Origin of the sequence: Terriglobus sp. YAF25 (assembly GCF_052113305.1) — a bacterium.
In the GTDB taxonomy this organism is placed as follows: domain Bacteria; phylum Acidobacteriota; class Terriglobia; order Terriglobales; family Acidobacteriaceae; genus Terriglobus.
Window position 1 is genome coordinate 1 of the sequence record NZ_JBFRCY010000671.1, and the last position, 2562, is coordinate 2562.

At 54.1% G+C, this 2562-nt stretch carries 3 protein-coding genes; 1 reads left to right on the forward strand and 2 read right to left on the reverse strand.

Going from position 1 to position 2562, the window contains the following annotated elements; translation table 11 throughout:
- Positions 1-104: 104 nt before the first annotated feature.
- Entirely contained in the window at positions 105-620 is a 516-nt protein-coding gene (locus tag AB4043_RS22120) for a hypothetical protein (RefSeq protein ID WP_442298984.1), read from the reverse strand.
- A 357-nt stretch (positions 621-977) separates the two neighbouring features.
- On the opposite strand from AB4043_RS22120, the gene AB4043_RS22125 reads away from it, so the two are divergent.
- On the forward strand, positions 978-1523 hold the full coding sequence (locus tag AB4043_RS22125) for a DJ-1/PfpI family protein (RefSeq protein WP_442298983.1): 546 nt from the start codon (positions 978-980) through the stop codon (positions 1521-1523).
- 80 nt (positions 1524-1603) lie between these two features.
- Here AB4043_RS22125 and AB4043_RS22130 read toward each other — a convergent pair.
- Positions 1604-2562 (reverse strand): SMP-30/gluconolactonase/LRE family protein (locus AB4043_RS22130; RefSeq protein WP_442308112.1); only part of this gene is annotated, 959 nt, incomplete at its 5' end.

A 2562-nucleotide genomic window follows, 5' to 3' on the forward strand; every position in this document is an offset into this window, starting at 1 on the left:
GCGAAGATGATCGGAGTCGACATGTGGTTTCCTTTCAGAAATTACTTTCCGCGCTGAGAGGCTGCAGCAAACCGCTGGTAAGGTATGAATCTCAGGACGCAAGTTCAAGAGGCGACTGCATTGCGAACGACTGCACCAGCCGTCTTCCGGCTACGCAACATCAGAGAAAGCGAAATGACGTGCGTGATCATCAACAAAGGCACATAGATGACCACAATGGCATAGGTCGATCCCAACTCGCCCGGTGGAAGACTGAGCCTCACCCCGTGGTAATAGTCGACGAGGATATCGATCGCGCCCACTACATTGAAGCCGACCACCAGCGACCAGAAGATGAGACGGAACCTGATCGCAAGGAGGGCAAGGATCGCCAGCAATCCGGTCGCGAAATCTCCATATGCAGCGAAAGGCGCGAAGCCTTGCGGCAAGTTGTGGCCTGCTACGCCCGGCAGGATAAACACGAGGCCGAAAAACCTGAAGCTGTGGAGCGTCGCAATGACTCGCTGGGCATCGACGGGATTCATCCCCTTGAGCTTTGGATGAATATACGCGACTGTACAGAGTAACCAGGCTACGTAACCCAACACCAGATGCAAATTGAAGATCAATGAAGGCGACATCTCCACTCCTTTCAAATGAAAAAATTTCCTGCACTCACCCGCATAGAGTACTACTGTACTCTATGCGATTCAATGTTTTATTTTGACCGAAAGAATCATCTTTGGCTGAGGCGCCGGTGAAATGGGACTTTCTTCCCGTGCAGCTCGCCGAGACCTGCCGGAACTCGGAACACCGTATACCCAATCGGTGTCCTGGAGTAGCAAGAACGCCTCTTGTGAAGTTCAGATTGAGGTTGTTGGGGCTGTTCTGGTCAAACGATTTCAACGCATGATTGAGGAAGTTCATGCCCGTGAACTTGATCTACACATTTTGGTGATTCATTGAGCCAACCAAAAAATGATAAATTGGTCACCGACATGCCACATATCTTGATTGTCACCGGAGATGCCGGCGAATCGTACGAAGCGCTTTATGCGGTCCATCGGTTTCGTGAAGCAAACTGGCGCACCACCGTCGCAGCCCCGTCGATTCGTCGCCTCCATCTCGTAATCCACGACTTCGAGCCAGGATGGGATACCTACATCGAGCGTCCCGGCTACGGTTTGGAGTCCGAGATCTCGTTCGATCAAATTAGTGTGGATGACTACGATGCCATTCTCATTTTGGGAGGCCGTGCGCCTGAGTACCTCCGCAACGATCGGCGATTGCTCGATGTTGTCCACGAATTCGACGCGAAGCAGAAGTGGATCTTTGCCATCTGTCATGGCATCCAGATACTCGCCGCCTCAGGCCTCACGAGAGGAAAACGCATTACCTGCTATGAACACGTTCGCTTCGAAGCGGAGCAAGCTGGAGGTACGTTTATAGATCAGCAGGCCGTTCGTGACGGCCGCCTGGTCACTGGACAGACCTGGCAATCGCATCCCGAGTTCTATCGGGAGATATTTTCGTGCCTAGCGTAACATCGTCTCCAAATCACTTTAAGGTCAACTCCGCGTCTGCTGCGATCACACTCCATAGCGATTCCTCCGTCTCGTACGCGTTATTTCAGGTGAAGGCTATATAAGCCTCCGCGTGCTCCGATAAAGAGTGTCTTTCGGTCTGCGCCACCAATCGCGAGGCTGGAAGGGCGCTCAGGAATCTCCACCACTCCAATCTGTTTGCCAGTTGCGTCGTAGACATAGACCTGTCCGGCGGCAATGAAGACGTTGCCCAGCCTATCCTGTACGACGCCTGTACCTCCGCGCTGTGCGAAGACGTCTGCAGTCAGCGTACGCATGTTGTCGAGTTTGACGCGATAGGTTTTGTCGTCGTCTTCGCTGACCACTACCGTTTCTCCGCCGACCGCAAGCGTCTCCATCTGACTGGCCTGCATGTAGGGCAGCCAGGTCCCACCAGCAACCACGGTCACATCGCTCTGCGGCGCGGTGAAGTATCCACGATGTTCATCGACCGTAAAACCTGTGGCGGCCATGTTGCTGCGCGGAGCAAAGATGTAGCCGCTGTGGTTGATCTGCCTCTGCAACGAGCCGATGTCATTGTGGAAACCGGTCGCAATCGCAAGCTCACCACTTGTGAGTTCGATCGTTCCTTCCGCAATCTTCTGAGCTTTACCGTCGCCAAGAGGCACAGCGTAGACAGACTTGGAGTAATCCATTGCGAGCAAAAGACCGGGCTTCACCCATTGCACCACGCGAGGATCAGGCACGTCCGCTGAGACAACCTCGGCCTTCTTCGCGGTGTTGTCCCAGCGATAGATCTTCTGCATCGCGGCATCGGTGAAATAGAGCGTCCCCTTATCGTCCACCGTCAGGCCGGAAGCGTTGCTGAAACCATCTGCCAGCTTTTCAAGCTTTGCGTTTGCCGCAAAGACGCCCGCCGGCATCGGTAACGGAGCGCCTGACTCCAACGCTGGTCCAATGAGGAATGTCGTAAAGTCGTGAGTGCGCACTTTTACCCCGCTGCTGAAGTCCATCACTGCGTTGTCATAGGCCAGGCGGG

Coding starts and splice junctions, on each gene's coding strand:
- AB4043_RS22125 (WP_442298983.1), top strand. CDS start 978: ATGCCACATATCTTGATTGTCACCGGAGATGCCGGCGAATCGTACGAA.
- AB4043_RS22120 (WP_442298984.1), bottom strand. CDS start 620: ATGTCGCCTTCATTGATCTTCAATTTGCATCTGGTGTTGGGTTACGTA.